At 71.4% G+C, this 21534-nt stretch carries 22 protein-coding genes, 1 tRNA gene and 1 pseudogene; 13 read left to right on the top strand and 11 right to left on the bottom strand.

Translation table 11 applies throughout. The features are described 5' to 3' along the window. Positions 1 to 68: 68 nt before the first annotated feature. Positions 69 to 953: a metallophosphoesterase gene (locus tag CG736_RS07205; protein WP_100585322.1), complete on the bottom strand. Its 885-nt coding sequence runs from the start codon at positions 951 to 953 to the stop codon at positions 69 to 71. Between the two features lie 322 nt (positions 954 to 1275). Between CG736_RS07205 and CG736_RS07200 the strand changes: the two genes are divergently transcribed. Continuing rightward, positions 1276 to 2133, top strand: a complete 858-nt coding sequence (locus tag CG736_RS07200; protein WP_100585321.1) for a lysozyme — start codon at positions 1276 to 1278, stop codon at positions 2131 to 2133. A 66-nt stretch (positions 2134 to 2199) separates the two neighbouring features. Here CG736_RS07200 and CG736_RS07195 read toward each other — a convergent pair whose 3' ends face one another. Then, on the bottom strand, positions 2200 to 3147 hold the full coding sequence (locus CG736_RS07195) for a GNAT family N-acetyltransferase (protein ID WP_100585320.1): 948 nt from the start codon (positions 3145 to 3147) through the stop codon (positions 2200 to 2202). Positions 3148 to 3501: 354 nt separating this feature from the next. Between CG736_RS07195 and CG736_RS07190 the strand changes: the two genes are divergently transcribed. From CG736_RS07190 to CG736_RS07175, 4 genes are all read left to right on the top strand, one after another. After that, positions 3502 to 4245, top strand: coding sequence for an NUDIX domain-containing protein (locus CG736_RS07190; protein WP_100585319.1), 744 nt, complete (start codon positions 3502 to 3504; stop codon positions 4243 to 4245). Next, positions 4246 to 5400, top strand: coding sequence for a 5'-methylthioadenosine/S-adenosylhomocysteine nucleosidase (locus CG736_RS07185; RefSeq protein WP_100585318.1), 1155 nt, complete (start codon positions 4246 to 4248; stop codon positions 5398 to 5400). It abuts the gene before it with no gap. Positions 5401 to 5406: 6 nt separating this feature from the next. Further along, entirely contained in the window at positions 5407 to 7383 is a 1977-nt protein-coding gene (locus tag CG736_RS07180; RefSeq protein WP_198520386.1) for a hypothetical protein, read from the top strand. Positions 7384 to 7462: 79 nt separating this feature from the next. Beyond that, entirely contained in the window at positions 7463 to 8002 is a 540-nt protein-coding gene (locus CG736_RS07175; protein ID WP_100585317.1) for a hypothetical protein, read from the top strand. Between the two features lie 6 nt (positions 8003 to 8008). Here the strand turns inward: CG736_RS07175 and CG736_RS07170 are convergent, their stop codons facing one another. Next, positions 8009 to 8566 carry a TetR/AcrR family transcriptional regulator gene (locus CG736_RS07170; RefSeq protein ID WP_100585316.1) on the bottom strand — a complete coding sequence of 186 codons (558 nt, stop codon included), beginning with the start codon at positions 8564 to 8566 and terminating at the stop codon, positions 8009 to 8011. Between the two features lie 75 nt (positions 8567 to 8641). Here CG736_RS07170 and CG736_RS07165 point away from each other — a divergent pair, with 75 nt between their 5' ends. After that, positions 8642 to 9658: a DsbA family protein gene (locus tag CG736_RS07165; protein ID WP_100585315.1), complete on the top strand. Its 1017-nt coding sequence runs from the start codon at positions 8642 to 8644 to the stop codon at positions 9656 to 9658. A gap of 28 nt (positions 9659 to 9686) precedes the next feature. Here the strand turns inward: CG736_RS07165 and CG736_RS07160 are convergent. Together CG736_RS07160 and CG736_RS07155 are read right to left on the bottom strand one after the other, a co-directional pair. Further along, positions 9687 to 9977 (bottom strand): annotated as a pseudogene (locus CG736_RS07160) (Uma2 family endonuclease); the annotation flags it as partial. Between the two features lie 48 nt (positions 9978 to 10025). Then, complete coding sequence (locus CG736_RS07155) at positions 10026 to 10748, bottom strand: hypothetical protein (RefSeq protein ID WP_100585313.1); 723 nt, start codon at positions 10746 to 10748, stop codon at positions 10026 to 10028. 97 nt (positions 10749 to 10845) lie between these two features. Between CG736_RS07155 and CG736_RS07150 the strand changes: the two genes are divergently transcribed. Together CG736_RS07150 and CG736_RS07145 are read left to right on the top strand one after the other, a co-directional pair. After that, positions 10846 to 11490, top strand: a complete 645-nt coding sequence (locus CG736_RS07150; RefSeq protein ID WP_100585312.1) for a GNAT family N-acetyltransferase — start codon at positions 10846 to 10848, stop codon at positions 11488 to 11490. Further along, complete coding sequence (locus CG736_RS07145; protein WP_232733850.1) at positions 11487 to 12386, top strand: PaaX family transcriptional regulator C-terminal domain-containing protein; 900 nt, start codon at positions 11487 to 11489, stop codon at positions 12384 to 12386. Before CG736_RS07150 ends, CG736_RS07145 begins: the two co-directional genes overlap by 4 nt. An 18-nt stretch (positions 12387 to 12404) precedes the next feature. On the opposite strand, the gene CG736_RS07140 is transcribed toward CG736_RS07145, so the two are convergent. Next, entirely contained in the window at positions 12405 to 13298 is an 894-nt protein-coding gene (locus tag CG736_RS07140) for a DUF1963 domain-containing protein (protein ID WP_100585311.1), read from the bottom strand. A 112-nt stretch (positions 13299 to 13410) separates the two neighbouring features. On the opposite strand from CG736_RS07140, the gene CG736_RS07135 reads away from it, so the two are divergent. Both CG736_RS07135 and CG736_RS07130 read left to right on the top strand, forming a co-directional pair. Next, positions 13411 to 14103, top strand: coding sequence for a hypothetical protein (locus CG736_RS07135; RefSeq protein WP_100585310.1), 693 nt, complete (start codon positions 13411 to 13413; stop codon positions 14101 to 14103). A 106-nt stretch (positions 14104 to 14209) separates the two neighbouring features. Next, positions 14210 to 15592: a DUF4241 domain-containing protein gene (locus CG736_RS07130; RefSeq protein WP_100585309.1), complete on the top strand. Its 1383-nt coding sequence runs from the start codon at positions 14210 to 14212 to the stop codon at positions 15590 to 15592. A 28-nt stretch (positions 15593 to 15620) separates the two neighbouring features. On the opposite strand, the gene CG736_RS07125 is transcribed toward CG736_RS07130, so the two are convergent. Together CG736_RS07125 and CG736_RS07120 are read right to left on the bottom strand one after the other, a co-directional pair. After that, positions 15621 to 16823, bottom strand: a complete 1203-nt coding sequence (locus CG736_RS07125; protein ID WP_100585610.1) for an MFS transporter — start codon at positions 16821 to 16823, stop codon at positions 15621 to 15623. A gap of 2 nt (positions 16824 to 16825) precedes the next feature. Next, positions 16826 to 18232, bottom strand: a complete 1407-nt coding sequence (locus tag CG736_RS07120) for an NAD(P)-binding domain-containing protein (protein WP_100585308.1) — start codon at positions 18230 to 18232, stop codon at positions 16826 to 16828. A gap of 100 nt (positions 18233 to 18332) precedes the next feature. Here CG736_RS07120 and CG736_RS07115 point away from each other — a divergent pair, with 100 nt between their 5' ends. Then, the gene (locus tag CG736_RS07115; protein ID WP_100585307.1) at positions 18333 to 18695 is read left to right on the top strand and encodes a helix-turn-helix transcriptional regulator; all 363 of its coding nucleotides are present in this window, start codon (positions 18333 to 18335) and stop codon (positions 18693 to 18695) included. A gap of 96 nt (positions 18696 to 18791) precedes the next feature. Here CG736_RS07115 and CG736_RS07110 read toward each other — a convergent pair whose 3' ends face one another. Together CG736_RS07110 and CG736_RS07105 are read right to left on the bottom strand one after the other, a co-directional pair. Then, entirely contained in the window at positions 18792 to 19151 is a 360-nt protein-coding gene (locus CG736_RS07110; RefSeq protein WP_232733849.1) for a MafI family immunity protein, read from the bottom strand. 73 nt (positions 19152 to 19224) lie between these two features. Further along, positions 19225 to 19671 (bottom strand): arsenate reductase ArsC, encoded by a 447-nt coding sequence (locus CG736_RS07105; protein WP_100585306.1) that lies wholly within the window; start codon positions 19669 to 19671, stop codon positions 19225 to 19227. 102 nt (positions 19672 to 19773) lie between these two features. On the opposite strand from CG736_RS07105, the gene CG736_RS07100 reads away from it, so the two are divergent. Both CG736_RS07100 and arsB read left to right on the top strand, forming a co-directional pair. Continuing rightward, entirely contained in the window at positions 19774 to 20079 is a 306-nt protein-coding gene (locus CG736_RS07100; RefSeq protein WP_100585305.1) for a helix-turn-helix transcriptional regulator, read from the top strand. Continuing rightward, on the top strand, positions 20079 to 21155 hold the full coding sequence (gene arsB / locus CG736_RS07095; protein WP_100585304.1) for an ACR3 family arsenite efflux transporter: 1077 nt from the start codon (positions 20079 to 20081) through the stop codon (positions 21153 to 21155). Before CG736_RS07100 ends, arsB begins: the two co-directional genes overlap by 1 nt. A 160-nt stretch (positions 21156 to 21315) precedes the next feature. On the opposite strand, the gene CG736_RS07090 is transcribed toward arsB, so the two are convergent. Then, a tRNA-Leu gene (locus CG736_RS07090) sits at positions 21316 to 21399 on the bottom strand. Positions 21400 to 21534: the final 135 nt, after the last annotated feature.

Below are 21534 nucleotides of genomic sequence, written 5' to 3'. Positions count from 1 at the left end.
TGCCACAGTGCCCGTCCTCGCCCCGAGGGCCGTCCGCCGCCCGGACGGGCCCGCGGGAACGCGCCCGGTCAGCCGGTGGCGTCCGGCGGTTCGGGCGCGGGGACGGGCTGCTCGGCCGGGCCGGGGTAGGGCAGGATCTGGCGGAGCAGTCCGCGCGGGTGGCCCCGGCGGCGCCACTCGCGCGGGTAGCCGAGCGAGACCTCTTCGAAGCGGACGTCCTCGTACCAGGTGGTGCGCGGGATGTGCAGGTGGCCGTAGACCACGGCGGCGACGTTGAAGCGGCGGTGCCAGTCGGCGGTGAGCTCGGTGCCGCACCACTGGGCGAAGTCGGGGTAGTACAGGACGTCGGTGGGGCGGCGGTCCAGCGGCCAGTGGCTGACCAGCACCAGCGGCAGTTCCGGATCGTGTGCGGAAAGCGCTTTCTCGGTGGCCTCGACGCGCTCCCGGCACCACTCGTCGACGCCCGAGTACGGCGCGGGGTTGAGCCGGTACTCGTCGGTGCAGACCACGCCGTTCTCCCGGGCGCGCTCCAGCGACTCGGCCTTGGTGTGCACGCCGGGCACCCGGAAGCTGTAGTCGTAGAGCGTGAACACCGGGGCGATGGCGCAGGGCCCGCCCGGGCCGGTCCAGACGGGGTACGGGTCCTCGGGGGTGGCGACGCCGATCGCCCGGCAGCGGTCGACCAGTTGGCGGTAGCGCTCGGGCGCGTCGATGGGGGCCGGGTCGCGGGTGGTGGTCCACAGTTCGTGGTTGCCCGGGGTCCAGATCACCTTGGCGAAGCGGCCGGCCAGGATGCGCAGGGCGTCCTCGACGACGTCGACCTGTTCGGCGACGTCACCGGCGACAATCAGCCAGTCGTCCGGGCCGGTCGGCCGCAGTGCGTCGAGAACCGGCCGATTCTCGGCGACGCCGACGTGGAGGTCGCTGACTGCGAGTAGGCGTCCGTCCGCCACCGCTCCCCCAGTTCCGTGTCGACCGGCGCGCGCCGGTCCGTGTCGGTCGATGCCGGCGCGTGTCCGTCAACGCATCCCGGCAGTGGGACACGCGTTGACACGCTACCGCCGAGGGGTCGACAACGCCAGCAACAACCGGTTTCTGTCGTACCGTCAACATCCGGTGGAACCACAGGTTTTCGGCAGTCGCACGTATGTCTGTTCGCTCTACATACCTTTGGGCGTTGTGTGGTTTCAACACTCTGTTGACTGACGGGTCCATGACTATATGTTCTCCGCAGCGGCCGAAAACCGGCTGCCTTCACCCCACTGAGGACTCGTCATGCCTGCATCCGGCAACACCAGCCGTATGTTCCGCCGCGCCGCCACCGCAGCCGCGTCCGCCGCCCTCCTGGTCGGTGCGATCGCCGCCGCCTCCCCCGCCCAGGCCGCCAAGCCCGGCACCCCCGCCGACTTCCACCCCGAGCTCGACTACGCGGGCTCCACCGTCGCCGCCCACGAGGGCCGGGACGCCTCTCCTGCCGCCGCGAACTCGCTCGCCGCTCTGGCCGTCACCCAGACCAAGGGCATGGACGTCTCCAACTGGCAGGGCAGCGTCGCCTGGAGCACCGCCTACGCCAACGGCGGCCGGTTCGCCTACGTCAAGGCCACCGAGGGCACCACCTACACCAACCCCTCGTTCGCCCAGCAGTACAACGGCTCCTACAATGTCGGGATGATCCGCGGCGCCTACCACTTCGCGCTGCCGAACGCCTCCTCCGGCGCCACCCAGGCCGCGTACTTCGTCGCCCACGGCGGTGGCTGGTCCAAGGACGGCAAGACCCTGCCGCCCGCGCTCGACATCGAGTACAACCCGTACGGCGCGACCTGCTACGGCCTGAGCCAGGCCGGCATGGTCAGCTGGATCCGGGACTTCTCCAACACCGTGCACACCAAGACCGGCCGCTACCCGGTGATCTACACCACCACCGACTGGTGGACCACCTGCACCGGCAACAACAGCTCCTTCGGCGCCACCAACCCGCTGTGGATCGCCCGGTACGCCTCCTCGGTCGGCACCCTGCCGGCCGGCTGGTCGTACCAGACCATCTGGCAGTACGCCGACTCCGGCACCCTGCCCGGCGACCAGAACTACTTCAACGGCGCCCTGGACCGCGTCGTTGCGCTCGCCAACGGCTGACGCTTCGTCAGCCCGCCTGCCCGCGGCCGGACTTCGCCCCGCTCCGGCCGCGGGCGGGCTCCTCCGTCACGCGGCGGGAACGGTCAACTCCCAGGTGTCGACGGCGAAATCGAGCACCATGCCGTTGTTGCGGTACAGCACGGGCGCGCCGGTGGCGTTGCCGGTGTCCACGCCGAGGCCGACCCGGGTGCGGCCGCGATCGGCGTAGAACGCGAAGAAGTACCGCAGCAGGTAACCGCCGAGACCCCGGCCGCGCAGCTCGGAACTCACGCCGATGTGCGAGGCCCAGGGCATGTCGGACCGGTCGTCGCGGGTGCGCAGCACGGCGACGTCGCCGTGGCCGTCGAGTTCGGCGATCCACACCACCGACCAGTCGGCGCTGTCCGCGCCGGTGTCGGCGCACCACTTCTGATAGCTGCGCGGCTGGAAGTCGAAGTGGTCGGCGAAGGTCTCGTGGATCAGCCGGTGCACGGTACGCCGGTCGTCCTCGCTCGCGCAGGCCCGCAGCCGCAGGCCCGCCGGGGCCTCCGGGAACGGGTCGGCCTTCGGGTCCACGTCGCGGTTCAGCACGTGGTGGCGGCGCATCCGCTGCCAGCCGCGACCGGCCAACGCCTCGGTGTCGATGGTCGGTCGAGCCGTGAGCATCAGGTGCAGCACGGCCCGCTCGGCGCCGTTGCGGCGGGCGAGCTCGGCGGCGCGCGCCTCCATCAGCTCGAACAGTTGCAGGCCGGCGGCGGTGTGCCCCGGCAGCAGGTACTGGTCGAGGTTGATCCGCTCCCCCGCCGAGCGGTCACGGACGAGGCCGTAGCCGACGAGCCGCCCGTCGCCGTCGTGCAGCAGCCAGGAGTCGCGCTCCAGGTCCACCGAGACGTGCCCGAGATCCTCCTCGACCTCCGCCAAGTCGGTGAAGGCCCGGCCCACTTCGATCTCGTCCACCTGATTGAGCAGCGCCCACACGGCCTCGGCGTCCCCAACCACCGCCGGGCGCACCGTCATTCCGTCCGGGAATGCCATGTCCCCCTCCTCCACTGTCGACTGCGACGGCAAACCCGGCCTTTCTATCCGCCCCAACGGCCTTGCCCCAAGCGGTTTTCGAGCCCGATCGCCGTCGGCCCGGCCTGCCACTCCGGGCCGCCCGGCCGAGGGTCGCCGTTCGACGTTCAGCACTTCTGGTCAGCGATCAGTTTCCCGGCGAGGTGACGACCACGCCCCTCTTGGGATCGATGGGGTAGGTAGGCCCGGTTCGTCGTGAGCTTGACGCCGCCGGCGTCTCCACCGCTGCCCCAGTCCGTCGCCAGCCGGAGGCCGACGACAGTCCGACGCCACCCTTCTTGTGCAACTGACAATAACTGAAGTACCGTACAAGACATGCAAGCTGACGCATGGTCACCTCCATCTGTGCTCTTGACGGTCGACCTCGTGATCCTGACGCTGCGCGAGGGTCGGCTGTGCATCCTCCTCGTCGAGCGAGGCGAAGATCCATTTCAGGGCATGCTGGCCCTACCCGGCGGATTCCTGAATCACGACGGCGAGGAGATCCTGGACGCCGCCCACCGCGAGTTGAGCGAGGAAACCGCCCTGACGGCCGGCTGGGTGCACCTCGAACAGCTGGGCGTCTACGGGGACTCGGGCCGCGATCCACGAGGCCGCGTCGTCTCCGTGGCCCACCTCGCGATCGCGCCCGAGCTCCCCGAACCGGTCGCGGGAACGGATGCCTCCGATGCCGCGTGGGTTCCCGCGGAAGCTGTCCTGTCCGGCAAGGCGGGACTGGCCTTCGACCACCGGAAAATCGCAACGGACGGGATCGAGCACGCGCGCACCAAGCTCGAATTCTCGGCGCTGGCCACGGCTTTCTGTAGAGAAAATTTCACCATAGCAGAGCTGCAGCAGGTGTACGAGGCGGTTTGGGGCACTGAACTCGACACCCGTAATTTCTACCGGAAAGTCCAGGCCGCGAAGGGATTCATCATCCCCGCCGGCTCGAACCGCCGGACCACGGGAGGGCGGCCCGCACGACTGTACCGGGCCGGTCCGACGACCGTGTTGTTCCCCCCGCTGATCCGACACGTGCCGTCCACGACGGAAGAGAACACGAGAGAGGCAGAGGAATAGATGTCGAAAGACCTGGTGGTGATTCTCACCGCCCTCAATCTTGAGTACCAGGCCGTGCGCCGGAAGCTGGCCGGTCCGCAGGTGCACCATCATGAGCGTGGAACTCGGTTCGAGGTCGGAACCGTGCAGGGCACCTCGTGTCGCGTCGCGCTCGGTCTGACGAACAAGGGGAATCATTCCGCCGCAGTGATCGCCGAGCGCGCGATCCAGGAGTTCTCACCGGCGGCCGTGTTGTTCGTCGGTGTCGCCGGCGCCTTGTGGGACACCGCCAGGCTGGGGGACGTAGTGATGGCGACGCACGTGTACGCCTATCACGGCGGAACCAGCGAGGACGACGGGCTCAAAGCCCGCCCCCGTGGCTGGGAGGCACCTCACGGCATCAGTCAGCTCGCCGCGCATCTGGCCCGCGTGAACGACTGGGCCGACGACGCACCCGGCCATGGGCGAGCACCACAGGTACGCTTCGGCGCCATCGCCGCCGGCGAGGTCGTGCAGAACTCGAAGATCTCGGCAGAGGCGCAGTGGATCCGACAGCACTACAACGACGCACTCGCGATCGAGATGGAGGCGGCCGGTGTGGCACAGGCCGGTCACCTCAGTGGCGCTCCGGTTGCCATCATCAGGGGGATCAGCGACCGGGCGGACGGCACGAAGAACAGCGCGAAGGATCGTAACTGGCAGCCGCGGGCCGCGGCGAACGCGGCGGCGTTCGCCACCCGGCTGGCCGTGGAACTCCTAGGGGAGCAGGAGCAGATCGCCATGTCCCGGGCAGAGAAGGCCCAGTCGGCCGACCGACCCGCCGAGCGGGTCAGCAACACCGTGCACAACAGCACTGTTGGGATCATGGCCGGCTCGGTCAAGGACAGCAACGTCCATCTGAATACGGCCCCACTGGCGGCCGGTCCGACAGGCCTTGTCGCGGAACTGAACGGTTTCCGCGAGCACCTGAAGCACCATCATGTCGAGGGCGCTCTCGACGACGACACCTACCGAGAGGCGCTGGCCGATCTGGAATCGGCCCGCCGAACGGCGAGCGAGAACACCCTCGACTCGTCCAGGCGAACGACCATGACACTCAAGAGGCTGCGTGGTCTGGTCGCGGACTGTCCCGTGCTGGTGGCCGAGCTGGCGCACCTGATCACTGCGGGGAGGTGATCCGACATGACCGGCAGCAACGGTTTCGCGTACAGCTCGGCCGCATTCGGCTCCACCGTCGGAATCCAGGCCGAGACCGTGCACAACTCCAATGTCTACTTCGTCCACCCGAATGCCTCGCCCCAGGAGAAGTACAGGGTTGGTCTGCAGCTCCTGAAGGACGGCATCCCCAGCCGTGCTCGCGAAGTGATCACCGACGCGATCGCCCACGGACACGACACCGCGGAGGTCCGTTTCCACTGGGTGCTCGCCACCCTCAGCGGACGCACCTTCCAGGACCTCGACGCCGAGGAAGTCCAGCGATTGGACCACGTCTCGGGGATCGTTCGGAACTACGCCGAGGGAGAGTGGAAGGACGCCCTGCGCGTTACCTTCGAACTGCTGGCGGCGCTCAGCACCGCGGACGGCGACACCGGACTTGTGCTGCAGCGGATGCAGGCCCTGTCGCCCCACCAGCGTGACGCGATCCTGCGCCACCTCGATCTCGTACTCACCGGAGGGCTGAAGGACGGGCTGTGGGCGGAGACTCGCGAGCGGGCCGAGGCAGGTCGCTTCGGCAATGACCGGGTCAATCGGATGTGGGCCTATTTCGAGCCCGACCCCATCGGGCCGCGGGCCATGCCGCCCCGTCCGAGCAGCGCTGCCGCCTCCCAGGCCGCATTCCCGGTCCGAGCAGGCCTGTTCGTCGTTGTGAGCGTGTTTCTGTGGCTCCTGGCGCTGGTCGCCAATCCGGCTTCGGCAGCCATCGAGTTGCTGGTGGCGCTCGGCGCGGGCATGACCGCGATTCACTTCGGTCGCGGACCGTGGTCCCAGGAGCAACCGCCGAGCCCCACGGTCGAGCCCCAGCTCCCGCACATGCGTGATCCCGCCGCTGCCGGGGACGGGTTCACCAACCGGATCCGCCATCAGTTCGACCACTACTTCAGCATCCGTACACCGCACGGATTCACCCCACACGAATGGCTGGGCCACACCGCCCAGGTCCGCAACGGCCTCACCGCCGAGGTCGCGCTTCTCTATCGGGAGAGCCGCATCGGTGTGGATCGAGTCAACTGGCTGATCCGGTATCTCGCCGAGGACGCCCGAAACCGCCACAACAGCGGCACCTTGTTCGACCGCCGCCAGAGCCAGGGTTCGGCGATGGGGAAGGCCCTCTCCGGAGCTGCGCTCGCCGTTCTCGTCGTCACGGCTCTGACGATGCTCGGAACAATCGCAAGTGCTGGCGCGTCGCGGACGTTCCTGGCCTTCATGGTCACTGTTGGCGTGTTCTGGTCCGGACGGGCGGCTGCTTCCTCGTGGTTGGAGGCCCAGCGTGAGGAACATCGGGTGGCCCGGGAAACCCGGGAATACCACGAGCAGCTGACTGCGCGACAGGCCGCCTACCAGAGCTGGAAGTCGTACCTTGACGCCACCCGACCCAATGAGCTGGAGATGGAGACCTGGCTCACCTACGACAAGACAGTGTTCATCGACGAGGCGCTCCGGCATTATCAGCTCACCTGGCGCGACCTGATCACCCACACCATCCTGATGGTGCCCGCATCCCCCTACAAGCGAGGACGAGTGAAGGGCGGTCCGTGGCGGTACTCCCGGTACCACTTCCGTCTGTTCCTCGTCACCCAGGACGGCATTCGCGAGATCAGTTCAGAACTCGATTTCGCCGACGCGACGTCCGGGAACGAGCAGCGGAGCAACTACCGGTTCGACGCATTGTCCTCCGTACAGGTGACGGAGAACGCCAGCGTCGGCTACGACCTGGAACTCGTCCTCACCAACGGGCCTGCCAGGAGGATCCGCGTCAAGGACGCCGACGCCCATCAGCTGGCACCGGACGAGAACGCCCGGGAAATCGCCGAGATCGACCTCAATTCGGCCGGCTTCACCCATACCTTCCGACTCCTGGAAGGAATCGCGGCGGACGGAAAGGGTTGGATCGAACGGAACAACCCCGACAAGCTGCCGTCCTTCCGAACCGGTGACTGAAGTCTTCACACCCGGGGCGGGCAGGTGACGAGCGCCAGATCCTTGCCCGCCCACCCCACATCCGGACCCGAGCATAGGAATGGCTGTGACCGCTACGGACGATGTGACCGAGAGCAAGCTCCTGCTGGCCGAGTACGACTGCATCAAGGAGGAACAGAAGACCCGAATAGGGTTCCGCGACAATCTGCTCTACTTCACGCTCGCCGCAGCCACCGCCGTCGTGACGATCACCGTGCAGAGCGGGCAGCCTCGGCTTCTGCTCGCCGTACCCTTGATCTGCCTGGTTCTGGGCTGGACCTACCTGGTCAACGACGAAAAGATTTCGGCCATCGGCTGCTACGTCCGCGAACAACTGGGACCGCGGTTGGGCGAACTCACCGCCGCCCGTGGCGCTGTGTTCGGCTGGGAGACCTACCATCGCAACGATGCGGGTCGCACCATGCGCAAGCGGCTTCAGACCGGCGTGGATCTGTTCACATACCTGACCCTGCCGATGATCTGCGTGACCGCGTTCTGGTGCTCACCCACCGTCCACCCCCTGCTCATGGTCGTCTCCCTCGCACAGACGCTGGCTCTGGCCGTACTGGGCTGGCAGTTCCTGCGGTATTCGGAACGGTAGTGCCACTCAGGCGCGGAACAGCCGCCAGAACGCCGCCGCCGTGTCGGCGGCGGGCGCCGGGTGTTCGCTCGTGATCCAGTGGGTGACGACGCCCAGCAGTGCGCCGGACAGGTAGGCGGCGTGCAGGTCGACCGGGACGTCGTCGAATCCGGCGGGGCGGTTGCCCTCGCGGAAGCGGGCGGCCAGGGCGGCGGTCACCTGTTCGCGCATCCGGCCGGCGAAGCCGGCGCTGCCCTGGTCGCCGAGGACGCACCGGTAGACGGCGGCCCTGGCGGCGATGTGCTCGAACAGGGCGACCAGGGTCTCGGGGGTGCGGCCGGGCGGTGCGTCGGCCGGGCACTGGCGGGCCGCGCGGGCGATGTCGGCGATCGCGTCGTCCATCGCGTCGACCACCAGCGCGTCCACGTCCGGGTAGTGCTGGTAGACCGTGGCGCGGTTGATCCCGGCGCGCTTGGCCACCGCAGAGACGGTGATCGCGTCCAGGTCCTGTTCGGTGGCCAGCTCCAGGATCGCTTCCCGGAGTCGGGCTCGGGTGCGCTGCACACGGGGGTCGTCCAGGTTCATGGCAGCACTGTACGACAGTCGTCGGGTAGACGACGAGTGTTGTTTAGCCGACGGATGTCGCCTACTGTCGCAGGTATGCGAATCGAGATCTGGGCGGATGTGGTCTGCCCCTGGGCGTACATCGGCAAGCGGCGGCTCGACAAGGCCCTCGCCGACTGGGCCGGCGAGCCGGTCAAGCCGATCTGGCGACCGTTCCGCATCGATCCGACCGCGCCCGTCCCCGCCACTTCGCACGAGGGGTCGACGGAGGACGAACTGCTGCGCGACCTCGGCATCCTGGGTGACCGGGACGACACCGAAGCCGCGCAGGCGTGCGCCGTCGGGCCCGCCGCCACCGCGACGCAGACGCCCCCGGTCGCCGAGATCGCCGCCGCCGAGGGCCTCGGGTCGACCTGGGGCGCCGCCTGGCGCGCCAGCAGCCACGACGCGCACCGGCTGCTCGCCCTCGCCCACCGGCACGGCGGCGCCGAACTGCAGCACGCCCTGGCCGAAGCCGTCATGAAGGCGCACTTCATCGAGGGTCGCGACATCAGCCTCGCCGAGACGCTGGGACAGCTCGCCGCCGACGCCGGGTTCCCCGAGGCCGCCGCGCTGCTGGCCGACGGCGCCGCCGACCGGCAGGTCAAGGAACTGCTGCTGATCGGCAGGGCCCGGGGCGTCGCCACCTCCCCGACCCTGGTCGTGGGCGACCGGGCCCTGTCCGGCGCGCAGTCCCCGGAGACCGTCACCCGATTCCTGCGCGACGCCGCCGGGCAGCCCCACCGCCGGCTCCCCGCCGAGGTCGAGCGCCTCCGGTACGCCGACGCACTGCTCGACAAGCGCGACCCACTGGGCGCACTGACCCTGCTCCAGCCGCTGCTGGCGGAGCACGGCGACGAGCCCAGCGTCCGACTCCTCGCCGCCCGCGCGTACTTCGCCTCCGCCCAACTCGGCCGCGCCGCAACCGTGTTGGAGGAACTCGTCACCCACGCACCGGACGACTCCTACGCCCGACTCCTGCTCGGCCGCACCCTGACCCGCCAGGGCCGCACGGAGGAGGCCGCCGTGCACCTCGCCCTGGCGGCGGCGATGACCCCCGAGTACGCGACCTGACCTGCCCCCACCCGCCGGCCCGTCCGCGTCAGCCGACGCCCGGCTCGGGCCGAGGCAGCTCGTCCAGGTCGAGCGTGTACGTCCGCCCGTCGGCCAGCTCGATGGGCAGCTTGCCCGACCCGTACGTGTGCGTGTGCGCGGCGATGTAGCCGGAGCCGGTGGGCCGGGTGTGGACGACGACCTCCCCGGCGTACGGGTCCACCACCGCGTAGACCGGGATGCCGTGGCGGCCGTACTTCGCGGTGCAGTCGTCGTAGTGCTTGCGCGCCGAGGAGACCGACACCACCTCGGCGATCAGCAGCGCGTCCTCGAACCCGTAACGCTTGCCATGCCGCTGGGGGAGCCAACTGCGCGGGGCGGGGTCGCGTCACGGGCGGGCGGATGTCCCGGTTTCGCGCCACCACTGGCGGCCGTCCGCGTCGTGGACGACCACGCCGAGTTTCGCCAGTTCGCGGCGCAGTTCGCCGATCTCCTTCTCCTCGCTCTCCTTCAGCGCCTCGGCCCGCGCCTTGAGGAGCGCGTTGCCGGCGGGCGGCAGGCCCGGCATGTCCTCGACCCAGCGGCGGTACGCGTCCCGGTAGGGGTCGCCGTCGGGCAGCCACGGGTACCCGTGGGCGCGGAAGGCCTCCGCGAGTCGCGCGACCGACGGGAGGTCGGCGCCCTCGTTCTTGTACTCGGCGATCAGTTCCTCGCCCTGCGCGCCGAGCACCACCAGGCGCTTGCGGTCGGCGAACACGCCGCTGACCGCCGTCCGGGGTGCGCTCCGGCTGGAGCCGGCGCGGTCCGTCGTGATCCGGTCCCGCTCGACGGTGACAGTGACGTAGCCCTGCTCGGCGAGGAACACGATGACGCCGCCGACCACGGCCCCGAGCAGCAGACTGCCCACGGTGGCCGCCGGTTCGGGCGCCTCGGCGATGAGGTCGACCGGCCCCTGCCACGGGATCCACGGCCAGGTGGACGCCCGACCGGCCAGGAGTTTGAGCAGGAATCCGGCCCCGGCTCCCAGGACCGGGAATCCGGCCGCCACCAGCACGCGGTCCGACGTCTTCTGTCGAACCGTGATCGCCGCATCTCGGTCGGCCTCGGTCATGCGCCCCTCCCTGAGCAAAATCTATCAAATGAAAAACGACCGTTCTCGGAACGAGCGTACTGTGTGTGTCGCGGACAACGATCGGCGGAGGAGAGCCATGGGCGTACCGAACGAACCGGCGGCGCGGATTCCCGAGCTTCGCCGAGGGGTCCCCGAAGGGGCCGAGCAGCAGGTCGCCGCCCTCTACTGGGAGGCGTTCGGACGGAAGCTCGGCCCCGCGCTCGGCCCGCCCGACCGGGGCCGGGCGTTCCTCGCCGCCCACCTGCAGCACGACCGGGGCGTCGTCGCGCTCGACGGCACGGGCCGTGTCCTCGGCGTCGCCGGCTACTACCTCGCGGGGCGCGGCCTGACGGGCGGCTCGGCACGTGACGTGCTGTCCGCGTTCGGCGTCCTGGGCGGGCTGCCCCGACTGGCGCTCCTCGCCCTGCTCACCCGGAGAGCCGCCGAGGACGAACTCGTCATGGACGGCATCTGCGTGGCGGCGGCGCAGCGCGGCGCCGGCATCGGCAGCCTGCTGCTGCACGAGATCTTCGCCGTCGCCGCCGAGCAGGCCCGTGCCCGGGTCCGGCTCGACGTCATCGACACCAACCCGCGCGCCCGGGCCCTGTACGAGCGTCACGGCTTCCGCGCCGCGCACACCCACCGGACCCCGTTCCTGCGGAATCCGATGGGATTCGGGGCCGTCACCACCATGCACCGGCCCGTCGTCCCCGACGGCCCGGGCGGAGGAGCCCACCCGTGAGCCGTTCACGACCCGAGATCCCCACCCGCCTGCTCGTGCACGCCCTGGTCCGCACGGACGGGACGGTCGACGCCGGTGAGCTGTACACCGTCGCCGGGCTCCTCGGCATGACCGATCAGCAGGTCCGACTGTGCGTCGGACGCCTGGTCGCCGAGGGGAGGTTCCGCCAGGACGGGCGCGGGCGCAGGGCCGTCCTGCGGGCCGTGTCCGACGCCACGAGCGGCGCCCTCGCCCCCGACGCCGAGCACATCCGGCACGCGTACCGGCAGGACGACGGGCTCGCCCCCTGGGACGGCACCTGGCACCTGTTCGCCTTCGCCGTACCGGAGGCCCGCCGCACCGTCCGCGACGCGCTGCGCGAGACCCTCCTGCACCTGGGCGCGGCGCCCGTCCAGGGCGGGCTGTACGTCGCGGCCAACCCGATCGCCGACCTGGTCGAGGCCCGGGCCCGGAGCCTCGACGCGCTCGACTCCGTCACCTTCCTCACCAGCACCGACCTGCGCCTCGGAGACCTCACCGAACCCGCCCGACTCGCCGCCCGCATATGGCCGTTGGACGCCGTCGCCGCCCGGCACGAACGTCTCGCGGCCTTCGCGGAGGCCTGCGCCGAGAGCATCGACGGCTCGGCCCTCTCCGGGGCCGAGCGGCTCACCCTGGCCGTGGAACTCGCCGCCGGGTTCAGCGACGCCATGACCCCCGACCCCCTCCTGCCGCCGGAACTCCTCCCCCCGCACTGGCCCGGCCGCCGCGCCCGCCGACTCACCCGGGCCTGCTGGGCCGCCCTGAGCGCCCTCCCCCCGGAGCCCGGCGCCCCCGCGTCACCGCCCCGCCTGTTCCAGCTCTACGACGACGCGTTCGCCGTGCCCGAGGAGACGGGGCCCGCCGGTCCGGCCTGAGCTCCGGTCCGGTCCGGCCTAGGCTCCGGCGCGGTGGGCGTACGGGCGGTCGGGGCAGTGCGTGCAGGTGAACAGGTGCAGGCCGGCCAGGTCGCCGAGCAGCAGATCGGCGGCCCGCTGTATCGACTTCCGCTCCTCGTAAGGCAGTTCCCAGACGGTGCCGGTGGCCGGGGTGTCCTCGACCGCAAGCCAGGTGCGCCAGCTCTCGCCGTCGAACTCGGCGCTGTCGACGGACAGCAGGTGGTCCATCCGCCGCGCGCAACGGGGGCAGTGGGGCCAGGACGGGTCCTGACTCCAGGCGGGGTAGCCGCCGACCTTGGTCCCGTCGGCCACCGACAGGTGGTACTCGTACGACCAGCCGGTCTCCTCCTCGACCTGCTCGAACCGTTCCTCCAGGGCGTCGTGGAGGTGTTCCGGCAGGTCCCAGGAGGGGTACTCGGTGACGCGTTCGGGGTGCAGGACGCACGGGTCGGGCACGTAGTCGTGGTGGGCGCCGTCCGGGCGGGGCGGGTCGGCCGGTTCGAGGTCGGCGCGCGAGCCGTCCCACCAGTACACCTGCGGCCGCGGCGCGTAGCCCTCCTCATGGTCGAACGGGCACCACAGCACCTGCAACACGTCCGCGCCGTCCGGGAACGGCAGTTCGGGCACATCGACGGCGAGCAGCTGCACCACCGGCACCAGCGGCACGGGCCCCGCACCGCGCGGCGGCGCGTACCCGGTGCGCGGGTGCTCGTCCGAGCAGGACGGCCACGGCTCCGCACGCGGCCACCGCACCGGGCCGCCCAGCGAACTCTCCCCGGGCCCGGGCTCCCCCCGCCGGGGGTGCAGCCGCACGGCGTCCCGCCGCAGCGCCGCCACCTCGGGGAACAGCGCCTCGACGTCGAGCGGACGGGGCGGGCTGGTGCGGACCATCGAACGTGCTCCCTCGACCGGAATCGTGCCGGTCCGCAGCGTACTCGCGGCGCGGACGCCCCTCGCCCGCCGCCCCGGCTACGCTCAAGCCCCCGCCCCCCGAGGAGCAGTCTTGAACGACAAGGACGCCGAACTCGCCGCCGCACTCGACGAGTTCGCCGCGCTGCTGGCCGGCGGAGCAGACCCGATCGGCCAGGACCGGTACGAGCAGGTGGAGTCCACCCGACTGCTGCTCGGCCAGGCGCTGACGGCGGACCCGGCGCGGACCGCGCGGCTCGCCGACCGGGTGCTGTCGCTGCTGGTACTGGAGGCTTCCACGACCGGGCAGTTGGTGGGTCCGCTGGTCGCGGCGATCGGCCGGAAGGCCACCCTGGCGGCCCTGATCTCCCGGGCGGGCCAAGGCCGTCGGGAGCACCGGGCGAATGCCTGCCGGGCCGCCTACTGGGTCGCCGTGTGGACCGACCCCGCTGCGTACCGGGCCCTCTTCGCGAGGCACCGGAGCGACCCCGAGCGGCTGAGGAGGCTGATCGCCGAGACCCGGGAACGGGACTGGACGGCCGTCGACCCACTCGCCGAACTGTGGCCGCACCTGTGGCTGGCCGCAGCCGTCTGTTTCACCACCTGCGACGACCCGGACGTGCGCCGCGCCGTCGAGACCGCCTTCCCCCTGGAACACCCGGACCACCTGCCGCAGGCCGCCCCGGTCCTGGCCGAGGCCCGCCGGATCGCCGAGCACGACCCGCAGACCTACGGCCGCCTGCTGACCGGCTCGACCGGGTACGGCGCGGCGATCGGGGGCTGCTGACCCGGTGTCACGGGAGCGCCGCCCCGTCGGCCGTTGTCGGCGGCGATCACTACCGTGGCGCGCGAGGCATTCCGAAGATCGTGCGGAACACGGGCAGGAGACGGGCATGACGGCCGACAGCACCGAGGTGGTCGAGGTCCGGTACTGCGAGGGCTGGGACCCGCAGGCCCGTGCCGTCGTCGCGCCGATGTCGGAGCGGGAAGCCCGCGGCCGGGACGAGTCGGGTGCGCCGTACGCGGCACTGCTCGCCCGCCACGGGCAGCCCAGGGCCCTGTTCCAGGTCGACTGGCGGAACGGCTACCTCGGTCTGGTCCTCTTCGACGCGCGGGTCCGGCGGTCCCGGGAGTACACGTACCGTCAGCTGGAGCCGGGTCGGCTGCACCTTCAGCGCTACCGGGAGTGGCTCCACTCCTCCGACACCGAACCCGAGTTCCCCGAGGACGGGCACTTCACGCTGACGGTCCGCCCGGACGGCCGGGCCAACCGCGTCCTGCACCACGGCGGGACGCTGCACATCGGCACGGACGTACCGGCCGAGCACCGCACGGTCGCCAAGGCGGAGTTCGGTGCGTGGACCGCCTATGCCGACGCACAACTGCTCGGGCTGGACGGCCCGTTCACCCTGGTGCCGACCGGAGTGGACGGTGAGGCCTCCGAGGCTGCGGAGCCCGGCTGGTCCGCGCCCGTCCCGCTGCGCCCGCAGCACCTGGAGGCCCTGTTCACGCCGGGAAGCCGTCTGGGGAACCATGGGGAGCAGGTCGCGGTCGTCACCGCCCCCCGGTCGGCCGGCCTGCTCCGGCTGCCCACCGGCTCGGTGATCGCAGCCGATCCCCTCACCGTCCACGACCGCGATCTGCCGTTCACCGTCACCGTCCCGCCCGACGCCTACCCGGTGCTGATCGCCACGATGCACTGGGAGGGAAGGACGCGGGGCGAGACCCCGGCCGCGATGCTCCGGATCCGCGACACGCCGACCGCCACCTGGGAACTCGCGCTGCGACCGGGCCAGGACGCCCGCTCGCTCGGCACCGATGAGTTCTACGGATTCGGCGTCGACACCGGCATGGGCTGCTTCCTCGACGCCTCCGGCCGCGACGTACTGCCGAAGCTCTTCGAACAGCGCCAGTGGGAGACCGACCTGTGGGGAGCCGGGCAGCGTCCGTACGCCGAGGTCTCGGCCCCGGACGCCGGCGCCAACCTGATCGCCTACCCGAGCGGCGTGGGGGACGGAAGCTACCCGGTCTGGATCGGCCGTGACGCCGACGGAGAGGTCACCTGCTTCCTCGCGGACATGCTCCTCCTCCACCGCGCCGAGGCCCTGCCGCCCACGGCCCCGGACACCTCCGTCTGCCTGCCCGCCTTCCCCGCACTGCCCGACGACCGGCGGGAGCGGCCGTTCACCGGCCCCGGCGCCACCGCCGATTTCCTCGCGGCCCAACTCGCCCACGCCGTCGACTTCCTGGCCGAGCGTCGACAGGGCTGGGGCTGAGCGGCGGCGGCCGCCGACGCCTCGTCGGTCAGTCGAGCGCCAGCAGGGCGGCGAGGGCGGAGGTCGCGGCCAGGAGGAGGTACAGCTGGGGGTAGCCGCCGAGCGGCCCGGCGAGGGCGGCGCCGGCCCAGGGGGCGAGAGCGGCGGCGATCGTGGCGGGGGCGGCGAGGAGGGCGCTGAGGCGGCCGTACGCGGCGGTGCCCCAGCGGTCGGCGACGGCGGTGGCCTGAAGGAGGGTCAGGTTGCCGCGGACGGTTCCCGCGAGGACGGCCAGTGCGACAAGCAGAGCTGCCGGTCCGGGAGTTGCGGCCAGGGCGAGCGTGGTGGCGCCGCCTGCGGCGATCAGGACGGCGGTGCGCGCCCGGACCGGGGTGCGGGCGGCGAGCGGGGCGTACAGGGTGCGGCCCAGGGTCTGGCCGAGGCCGCCGAGGCCGAGCGCCCAGGCGGCGAGGGTGGGTCCGGCGCCGCGGGCGGTGAGCAGCGGGACGAGGCCGAACACCACGGTGTGCATGGCCAGGGTGGAGAGGGTGAAGGCTGCGGCGAGGCGCCAGAAGCCGAGGTCACGCTCAACCGACTTGACCTGCACGGTGGTTGAGACGGTGTCGCGCGGCGGTGGCGGCCAGGGGTGGCGCAGCGCGAGCGCGTGCGCGGGAACGGTGACGACGGCCAGCAGCAGGGCGAGGGTCAGGTAGGTGGTGCGCCAGGAGAGGTGGTCGGCCAGTGCGGAGGTGAGGGGTGCGAAGACGGTGGAGGCGAGGCCGCCGGCCAGCGTCACGGTGGTCAACGCCCGTACCCGGCGCGGTCCGTACCAGCGGGTGACGGCGGCGAAGGCGGGTTGGTAGAAGGTGGCGGCCATGGCGGTTCCGGCGGCGAGCCAGGCGAGGAGGAAGACCGGCAGATTCGGTGCGAGTGCGACGCCCGCCAGGGCGACGGCGCCGAGCGCGGAGCCTGCGGTCATCACCACGCGCGGGCCGCGGCGGTCCAGCAGCCGCCCGACGGGGATGCCGACCAGCGCGGAGGTCAGCAGCGCGGCGGAGAATGCGCCGGTGGTGGCCTGGGTGGACCATCCGGTGGCGTGGGTGATCCGGGAGAGCAGGACGGGGAAGGCGTAGAAGAGGATGCCCCAGCCGGTGATCTGGGTGAGGCACAGGGCGGGCAGCGCGGCGCGGGGCGATAACCGGACGGGTGCGTCGGTCGCGGCCCCGTCCTCGGTGCGGGTGGTGTTCGCCATGGTCAGCAGCAACCACCGGTCGGGGAGCAGGAGTCGGTGGACTCCTCGGCTCCGAGGATGATCAGCTTCGGCCTGGTTCCGACGGTGAGGGTCCCGGGCTCGGCCGGGGTCGAGCAGCAGCCGCCGTCCTGGACGGCGTCCTCGTCGAAGAGGCCGGCGCCGCCGCACACCCCGGTCTCCGGGAGGGTCAACTCGACGCGGGCGGCGGCCTCGTGGTCGCCGGCGAGGGCGGCGGCGACGGAGCGGACCTGCTCGTAGCCGGTCAGGGCGAGGAACGTGGGCGCGCGGCCGTAGGACTTCATGCCGACCAGGTACACCTCCCCCTCGGGGTGGGCGAGCTCGTTCGCGCCGTGCGGGTAGACGGTGCCGCAGGAGTGCTGATTGGGGTCGATCAGCGGGGCGAGGGCGAGCGGAGCCTGGAGGCGCTCGTCGAGGCCGAGGCGCAGTTCGTCGAGGAAGGAGAGGTCGGGGCGGAAGCCGGTCAGGACGATGATCTCGTCGACGGCCTCGCTGCGACGGCCGTCCTCGGCGACCAGCACCAGGCGCTCGCCGTCGGGTTCGACGGCGGCGGTGCGGAAACCGGTGAGCGCACCGGCGTGACCGGCCTCGACGGCGGCCTTGGCACGCAGGCCGAGTGCGCCGCGGGCGGGCAACTGGTCGGCGGCGCCGCCGCCGTAGGTGGATCCGGAGATGCCCCGGCGCAGCACCCAGAGGGCGTGGGTGCCGGGCGCGTCCTGGGCGAGGTCGGCGAGCAGCGCCAGCGCGGTGAACGCGGATGCGCCGGAGCCGACCACCGCCGTCCGCCGGCCGGCGTACCGCGAGCGCACCGCAGGGTCCGCGAAGTCCGGGACGCAGTACGAGATCTTCGCGCTCGCGGCGCGCTCGCCGAGGGCGGGCAGCCCGTTGCCGCCGGCCGGGCCGGGCGTGGACCAGGTGCCGGAGGCGTCGACGACGGCGCGGGCGAGGAGGCGCTCCTCGGAGCCGTCGGCGTGCCGAACGTGGACGGTGAACGGCTGCGCCTCGCGGTCGGCGTCGACGATGCGGTCCCGTCCGGCCCGGGCGACGCCGGTGACGCGGGCGTCGTAGCGGACCCGGCCCCCGAGCGCGTCGGCCAGCGGCTGCAGGTACCGGGCCACCCAGTCGCCGCCCAGCGGGTAGGCGTCGGCGTCGGGGTGCACCCAGCCGGTGGGGGCGAGGAGCTTCTCGGCGGCGGGGTCGACGACCTCGGACCACTGCGAGAACAGGCGCACGTGCGACCACTCGCGCACGGCGGTGGCGGCGCTCGGTCCGGCTTCCAGCACCACTGGCTCGATGCCGCGCTCGATCAGGCGTGCGGCGGCGGCCAGACCGATCGGGCCTGCGCCGATGACGGCGACGGGAAGGTGGGCGGTGGCGGCGTTCTCGCTCATCTCGGTTCTCCGGGCTGGTGCGTGACGGATGAGCGCTGCATTGACGCTCGTCGATACAGCCGAGCTTGCCCACTGATTCGACGAGTGTCAACATAGACGTATGTCGAACTTGATGTCCGCCGAGCTGCCGATCGTCGACGCACCGGCAGCGCCGTGCTGCCCGCCGGTCACGGCGGCGGCGCTGTCGGAGGCGGACGCGGAGCGGATGGCCGCGATGTTCAAGGCGCTGTCCGACCCGGTGCGGCTGCGCCTCTTCTCCCGGGTCGCCTCGCACCCGGGCGGCGAGGCCTGCGTGTGCGACATCCAGGACGTGGGCGTGTCCCAGCCGACCGTCTCCCACCACCTGAAGAAGCTCCGCGAGGCCGGCCTGCTGACCTCCGAACGGCGCGGCACCTGGGTCTACTACCGCGTCGCCCCGGGGCCGCTGGCCGCAATGGCCGGGCTGCTCACCGCCACCCGCTGAACGCGTCCACCGCGTGGCGGCGCGCCTTCCGTGCCGGTCGCAGCGCCGGCGGTTCGTGCGAACCCGACCACCGGGATGGTTCGCCGGGCCGAGGGGTCAGCCCTGCTCGGAGGCGGCCGCGAGACGGCGACGGCAGAGGTCGGCAGAGGTGAGGTGGGGCTTGTGGACCGCGTCGCCGCAGAGCCGCATTTCACGGGCCGCCCGGTCCAGGTCCTGCCAGAAGGCGAGCGGCGCGTCGTGCTCGTCACCGAGATCGACCAGGCAGTCGAAGGCAAGGCCCAGCTCGTTGCCCAGTTCGTTGTGCTCCAGGAAATCGAGCGCTACCGGGAGATCGATGCCGGGTCGGCCCGCCGGGCGGGCCCGAGCAGTGTCGAGGCGGCCACGAGTCCGGTTCCACCCGGCCTGGAGCGCCTCACGGTCAACGGTCATGGCGTCGGTGTCGCCGGTGCGGTCCACGGGGTCACGTGACTTTCACCGGCCGTCCGCTCCGGCTGTCCGGCTGTCCGGCTGTCCGGCTGTCCGACGACGATCAGCTCTCGTGACCGGCCGCGGCGTTGGCATCGATCTCGGCGATCAGCTGCTCGATCAGGGCCTTGATCGCGTCGCGGATCGGCCGGACGGCGTCGACGCTCTGGCCGGCCGGGTCGTCCAGCTTCCAGTCGAGGTACGTCCTGCCGGGGAAGTACGGGCAGGCGTCGCCGCAGCCCATGGTGATGACGTAGTCGGAGGCCTCGACGGCCTCGGAGGTGAGGATCTTCGGCTTCTGGTCGGAGATGTCGACACCGACCTCGGCCATCGCCGCGACGGCGGCCGGGTTGACCTCCCGACCCGGCGCGGAGCCGGCGGAGCGGACCTCGACGCGGTCGCCGGCGAGGTGGGCGAGGAAGCCCGCGGCCATCTGGGAGCGGCCGGCGTTGTGGACGCAGACGAACAGCACGGAGGCGAGCGGCGCGGAGGCAAGCGGCGCGGTGGTCATCGGTGAAGGGTCCTTCGTTCGGGGTAGCGGTTGTCCGGGCCGGAGCGAGTACCGGCGGCCCCGCTGTTCAGCCAGGCCCGGCCGATGTGAAAGTATCAGCCCATGGTGATATCAGTCGACACTGAACTGTTGCGGGCGCTGGCCGACCCGCTCAGGCTCCACATCGTGACCCTGCTGGCCCGCGAAACCCTGTGCACCACGCACCTGGTGGAGGAGACCGGCGCCCGCCAGACCAACCTCTCCAACCACCTCAAGGTGCTGCGCGAGGCCGGCGTGGTGGACACCGAACCCTGCGGCCGCTTCACGTACTACCGGCTGAGGCCGGAGGTCCTGGAGTCGCTGTCGGGGCAGTTCGCCGACCTCGCCGCCACCGCCCGCACCAACGCCGGCGTGAAGAGGTCCTGCTGATGGCGGCCCCCGTCGAACCGGTGGAAGCGGCGTCGGTCGCCGGCAAGCTGTCCTTCCTCGACCGCTACCTCGCGGCGTGGATCCTCGCCGCGATGGCCGTCGGCCTCGGCCTCGGTCGCCTGATCCCCGGCCTGAACGACGCCCTCGCCGCGGTCGAGATCGGCGGGGTCTCGCTGCCCATCGGGCTGGGCCTGCTGGTCATGATGTACCCGGTGCTGGCGAAGGTCCGCTACGACCGGCTCGACGCCGTCACCGGCGACCGTCGGCTGATGGCCTCCTCGCTGGTGATCAACTGGGTGGTCGGCCCCGCGGTGATGTTCGCCCTCGCCTGGATCTTCCTGCCGGACCTGCCCGAGTACCGCACCGGTCTGATCATCGTCGGCCTGGCCCGCTGCATCGCCATGGTGATCATCTGGAACGACCTCGCCTGCGGCGACCGCGAGGCCGCCGCCGTCCTGGTCGCGCTGAACAGCGTCTTCCAGGTCGTCATGTTCGGCGTCCTGGGCTGGTTCTACCTCGACCTGCTGCCGGGTTGGCTCGGTCTCGGCGACGGGCAGCACCTGGACGTCTCGATGGGGAGGATCGCGCTCAACGTCGTCGTCTTCCTCGGCATCCCGCTCGCCGCCGGCTTCCTCACCCGCCGCCTGGGCGAGAAGAAGCTCGGCCGCGAACGCTACGAGGCGAAGGTGCTGCCGCGGATCGGCCCCTGGGCGCTGTACGGCCTGCTGTTCACCATCGTGATCCTGTTCGCCCTCCAGGGGAGGACGATCACCTCGCAGCCGCTGGACGTCGCCCGGATCGCGCTGCCGCTGCTCGCCTACTTCGCGATCATGTGGTTCGGCACCTTCGCCCTCGGCAAGGGCCTCGGCCTCTCCTACGACCGGACGGCCACCCTGGCGTTCACCGGCGCCGGCAACAACTTCGAACTCGCCATCGCCGTCGCCATCGGCACCTTCGGCGTCACCTCCGGCCAGGCGCTGTCCGGCGTGGTCGGCCCGCTGATCGAAGTCCCGGTGCTGATCGCCCTGGTCCACGTCTCCCTCGCCTGGCGAAAGAAGTTCACCCCGGCGAACTGACCGCCCGTCGCAGACCGGCTGCCTGGACCGGAACCTTCCAGGCAGCCGTCCGGGCCTGCTGCCCGACGGACCGTCAAAACCCCGACCGGGAATGCAAAAAGACCGATCGGCCCGACATGCTGTCGGACCGACCGGCCGTTCTGGGTCGTACGACCCGCTGTGCGCGAGGGGGGAGTTGAACCCCCACGCCCTTTCGGGCACTGGAACCTGAATCCAGCGCGTCTGCCTATTCCGCCACCCGCGCAAAGGGTGTAGCCGCCGGTTGCTGGTGTGCTCCGTTCGACCTGCTGAGAAGCTTACCGCATGTTCCGGGGCGTCCTGTTCACCCCCGGCGGCCGTCGCATCCCGGAAAGGCCGTGGCGGGGCGTCACAATGGCCG

This window comes from Kitasatospora sp. CB02891 (assembly GCF_002803145.1).
GTDB classification, from domain to species: Bacteria; Actinomycetota; Actinomycetes; order Streptomycetales; family Streptomycetaceae; genus Kitasatospora; species Kitasatospora griseola.
This window is presented reverse-complemented; position numbering and strand designations above follow the sequence as displayed.

Excerpts from the sequence above, each read along its gene's own strand:
- CG736_RS07150 (WP_100585312.1), top strand. The coding sequence starts at position 10,846 with ATGGGCGTACCGAACGAACCGGCGGCGCGGATTCCCGAGCTTCGCCGA.
- CG736_RS07120 (WP_100585308.1), bottom strand. The coding sequence starts at position 18,232 with ATGAGCGAGAACGCCGCCACCGCCCACCTTCCCGTCGCCGTCATCGGC.
- CG736_RS07180 (WP_198520386.1), top strand. The coding sequence starts at position 5,407 with ATGACCGGCAGCAACGGTTTCGCGTACAGCTCGGCCGCATTCGGCTCC.
- CG736_RS07125 (WP_100585610.1), bottom strand. The coding sequence starts at position 16,823 with ATGGCGAACACCACCCGCACCGAGGACGGGGCCGCGACCGACGCACCC.
- CG736_RS07100 (WP_100585305.1), top strand. The coding sequence starts at position 19,774 with ATGGTGATATCAGTCGACACTGAACTGTTGCGGGCGCTGGCCGACCCG.
- CG736_RS07190 (WP_100585319.1), top strand. The coding sequence starts at position 3,502 with ATGCAAGCTGACGCATGGTCACCTCCATCTGTGCTCTTGACGGTCGAC.
- CG736_RS07170 (WP_100585316.1), bottom strand. The coding sequence starts at position 8,566 with ATGAACCTGGACGACCCCCGTGTGCAGCGCACCCGAGCCCGACTCCGG.
- CG736_RS07195 (WP_100585320.1), bottom strand. The coding sequence starts at position 3,147 with ATGGCATTCCCGGACGGAATGACGGTGCGCCCGGCGGTGGTTGGGGAC.
- CG736_RS07165 (WP_100585315.1), top strand. The coding sequence starts at position 8,642 with ATGCGAATCGAGATCTGGGCGGATGTGGTCTGCCCCTGGGCGTACATC.
- CG736_RS07185 (WP_100585318.1), top strand. The coding sequence starts at position 4,246 with ATGTCGAAAGACCTGGTGGTGATTCTCACCGCCCTCAATCTTGAGTAC.
- CG736_RS07130 (WP_100585309.1), top strand. The coding sequence starts at position 14,210 with ATGACGGCCGACAGCACCGAGGTGGTCGAGGTCCGGTACTGCGAGGGC.
- CG736_RS07105 (WP_100585306.1), bottom strand. The coding sequence starts at position 19,671 with ATGACCACCGCGCCGCTTGCCTCCGCGCCGCTCGCCTCCGTGCTGTTC.
- CG736_RS07175 (WP_100585317.1), top strand. The coding sequence starts at position 7,463 with ATGGCTGTGACCGCTACGGACGATGTGACCGAGAGCAAGCTCCTGCTG.
- CG736_RS07200 (WP_100585321.1), top strand. The coding sequence starts at position 1,276 with ATGCCTGCATCCGGCAACACCAGCCGTATGTTCCGCCGCGCCGCCACC.
- CG736_RS07115 (WP_100585307.1), top strand. The coding sequence starts at position 18,333 with ATGTCGAACTTGATGTCCGCCGAGCTGCCGATCGTCGACGCACCGGCA.
- CG736_RS07140 (WP_100585311.1), bottom strand. The coding sequence starts at position 13,298 with ATGGTCCGCACCAGCCCGCCCCGTCCGCTCGACGTCGAGGCGCTGTTC.
- CG736_RS07155 (WP_100585313.1), bottom strand. The coding sequence starts at position 10,748 with ATGACCGAGGCCGACCGAGATGCGGCGATCACGGTTCGACAGAAGACG.
- arsB (WP_100585304.1), top strand. The coding sequence starts at position 20,079 with ATGGCGGCCCCCGTCGAACCGGTGGAAGCGGCGTCGGTCGCCGGCAAG.